General features: G+C 48.3%; 3 protein-coding genes and 1 riboswitch. Of the genes, 1 reads left to right on the top strand and 2 read right to left on the bottom strand.

All coding sequences use genetic code 11. From position 1 onward, the window contains the following. A riboswitch (glycine riboswitch) is annotated at nucleotides 1–105 on the top strand. This riboswitch is flagged as partial in the annotation. Nucleotides 106–202: 97 nt separating this feature from the next. Further along, nucleotides 203–1,579 (top strand): sodium:alanine symporter family protein, encoded by a 1,377-nt coding sequence (locus MHN01_RS22320; protein WP_239413526.1) that lies wholly within the window; start codon nucleotides 203–205, stop codon nucleotides 1,577–1,579. A gap of 73 nt (nucleotides 1,580–1,652) precedes the next feature. On the opposite strand, the gene MHN01_RS22315 is transcribed toward MHN01_RS22320, so the two are convergent. Both MHN01_RS22315 and MHN01_RS22310 read right to left on the bottom strand, forming a co-directional pair. Then, nucleotides 1,653–2,066: an ester cyclase gene (locus MHN01_RS22315; RefSeq protein ID WP_239413525.1), complete on the bottom strand. Its 414-nt coding sequence runs from the start codon at nucleotides 2,064–2,066 to the stop codon at nucleotides 1,653–1,655. 133 nt (nucleotides 2,067–2,199) lie between these two features. Next, nucleotides 2,200–2,805 (bottom strand): hypothetical protein, encoded by a 606-nt coding sequence (locus MHN01_RS22310; protein WP_239413524.1) that lies wholly within the window; start codon nucleotides 2,803–2,805, stop codon nucleotides 2,200–2,202. Nucleotides 2,806–3,141: the final 336 nt, after the last annotated feature.

Here is a 3,141-nt window from a genome sequence, read left to right as displayed (position 1 = left end):
CTCTGGAGAGATCCGTTAAATCGGACGCCGAAGGAGCAAGCTTCCACCCTCTGCCTTGCAGGAGTGGTTAGTGAAACTCTCAGGCAAAAGGACAGAGGAGATAAGATCAACAGCTCAGAAAAAAACTGAAAACAGCTTTTCTGTAACACCACCTTTCTGTTGTTTTTTATCTCTTCCTTTGATGTTTAAGGGGAGAAGAATAATGAATCCGCTACACAATTTACTACAAACTATTGATAACTTCGTCTGGGGTCCGCCTCTACTTATTCTATTGGTTGGTACCGGTCTATACCTGACTATCCGCCTTGGTTTCATCCAGATTCGCCACCTGCCTCTGGCACTTAGCTATGTTTTCTCTAACAAGAAAAATCGCAATGGCAGCGGGGATGTTTCCAGCTTTGCCGCCTTGTGTACAGCGCTGTCTGCCACAATCGGTACCGGTAACATTGTCGGTGTTGCGACTGCCATCAAACTGGGCGGCCCGGGTGCGCTTTTCTGGATGTGGCTAGCAGCACTGTTTGGTATGGCGACCAAGTATGCCGAGTGTCTGCTGGCAGTCAAATACCGTGATAAGGACTCTAACGGCCAGATGATTGGTGGTCCAATGTACTACCTGGAAAAAGGCGTCGGAAGTAAATGGCTGGCCAAACTCTTTGCAATCTTTGCGCTAGGTGTAGCCTGTTTCGGTATCGGTACTTTTCCGCAGGCCAATGCAATCGTAGATGCTGCCTACCTGTCGTTTGAGATGCCACGGGAGATCACTGTCATTATCCTTACGGCTCTTGTCGCGACAGTTACCCTTGGCGGTATTAAGTCGATTTCCAGTGTTGCCAGTAAAGTCGTACCTGTTATGGCCGCGTTCTACATCGTTGCTTGTATCACAGTATTGACCTCCCAGGCTGACGCACTGCCCGCAGCCGTTAATCTGGTAATTACTTCAGCCTTTACCGGTCACGCTGCCGCAGGTGGTTTTGTCGGTGCCGGTATTATGCTTGCCATCCAATCCGGTATTGCCCGCGGTGTTTTCTCGAATGAATCTGGCCTGGGTAGTGCACCTATGGCGGCAGCGGCGGCCAAGACTGATTCATGTGTGAAGCAAGGCCTGACATCAATGACAGGTACCTTCTTCGACACCATTATCATTTGTACCATGACAGGTTTGACCCTGGTTGTGACCGGTGCATGGCAAAGCGATTACGCCGGTGCTGAGATGACAACTTTTGCATTTGCCAGCGGTCTGGATTCAGCCTACTGGGGACCGTTGATGGTATCCGTCGGCCTGATGTTCTTCGCCTTTACCACAATTCTTGGCTGGAACTACTATGGTGAGCGCTGTGTGACTTACCTTTTTGGTGTAAAAGCAATTCTGCCATATAAACTGTTCTTCCTTGTGCTTGTCGCAGGCGGTGCCTTCATCAAACTGGATATGATCTGGCTAATCGCAGACATCGTGAATGGCCTGATGGCAGTTCCGAATCTGATTGGCTTGATCCTGCTAAGAGAAGTGATTGTTAGCGAGACGAAACAGTTCTTCGAACAACTTAAGCTCTCTCAGGCCCGAAATGTCCAGACAGCTTAATATCGCTTAAAGTGAAGTCCCTAAAAAAGGCGGTATCAATAGATATCGCCTTTCTTTATTGCTAATCGCTTGTCTAGTCGAGATATCGCGTTAACTGCTGATACAAATCAAAACTACTGTCTTCCAGCCAACAATCGGTGATCATCCCCTCCTCCCGTTTGAAAAACACCATACCTGTCATCTCGACATGCTGCTTTCTTGCCGGAATTCTGGCCCAGCCACCGTTATAGGTCGCACTGGCATGGTACAGAGCTACAGTCTTTTTTCCGTCGTTCACCACATCCTTGATAGTAAAATTGACGTTCTTAAACCGCTGGCACCAGATGGATATAAAGTTCAGGTAATCGACATGGCTAAGGGTTAACACCCTGCCACCGGGCAAATGAAAGTGAAAAGGATCAGTAGCATATTCTGCAAGCAAAGCGCCGTCCGCCCGACTCCAAACTTCAGTAAACCAGCGAACAACCCATTCATTATCATTCATCATGCGCGATATCACTCCAACTGCTTTTCTTGCGCTTCCATAAGCAAGACTAGACAAAAAAATGACACTTTGCTCATGTCATGACAACTTCGGCCTTATGAGCTGCAGGCAATAATGCCGTAGTCACGCCCCTAAACTAAAGCAGCCGAGCCTGATTGTCTCTGGCCCATTGCAGGGCTTTGGCGTCACGGGTCTTCTCCGCCAGTTGCTTTGCCCGACTCTGCCAATTATAAGCCCCGTCTGGCTGTAGCTCATGCAAGTCCAACGCTATTTCAATCGCGAGGCGATCGTAGCGGCTTTCTCTTGCTATCTTCCATGATGAGGTTAAGTGAGCGACCGCTTCTTGCTGCCTGCCCTGCTCAATCAGCAAACGAGCTTTTTCTCGCAAATAGTTCGCCTCAGCCCTAGGCTCTGAATCGGAAAGATACAAATAGGACTGTCCGAGATAAAATTCGGCTTCCTCATGCTTGCCACGCATGACGTATGTTCTCGCAATCTGACTAAGCAGCTCGCTCATATAGGTTTTATCCTGGCTATTAGCAGCCAGATTAAGTAGCGCTCTGAACGTATTCTCTGTCCTCCCCGGGTTGGCATAATCCCACAAAGCCATAAAATCCGGAAAATTCAGTCCTGCATAACTATGGCAGTAAGGTACGTTTTCCTGTGCTGCTGACACCTGACCACACAGGGGCAATAGCCCCAGAGCAATCACGGGCAGCATCCGAGTTCTGCTTGCACACATGATAATTCCTAAATAATGCCAAATAGATATGACAGGCCAAGCCTCTCGTGAACTAGTCAGACGAAAAGCTGTACTTTGAATCCAACATATATAAATCCGGCTCTGTCGCCCATTTTATCTGTCAAATATTGAAGGACCATCACGCCATTGGTGTGCCAGCAACTGGCATGCAAGAGGATCCCCCCAGCCTATTAGCCAAAGGGATCAATCAAAGAAAGGAGTTGTGTAATACTGTTCGAATTACTGTAGGGCCAACTGTGAAAACGCGGCCTGGTAGTGAACAAGGTTAGGAATGTGGTGGTGATGCTGACCTTTATCACCTATCTCAACGAAGTC

This window comes from Photobacterium sp. OFAV2-7, assembly GCF_022347985.1.
Classification (GTDB): Bacteria; Pseudomonadota; Gammaproteobacteria; order Enterobacterales; family Vibrionaceae; genus Photobacterium.
This window is presented reverse-complemented; position numbering and strand designations above follow the sequence as displayed.

Excerpts from the sequence above, each read along its gene's own strand:
- MHN01_RS22320 (WP_239413526.1), top strand. The coding sequence starts at position 203 with ATGAATCCGCTACACAATTTACTACAAACTATTGATAACTTCGTCTGG.
- MHN01_RS22315 (WP_239413525.1), bottom strand. The coding sequence starts at position 2,066 with ATGATGAATGATAATGAATGGGTTGTTCGCTGGTTTACTGAAGTTTGG.
- MHN01_RS22310 (WP_239413524.1), bottom strand. The coding sequence starts at position 2,805 with ATGTGTGCAAGCAGAACTCGGATGCTGCCCGTGATTGCTCTGGGGCTA.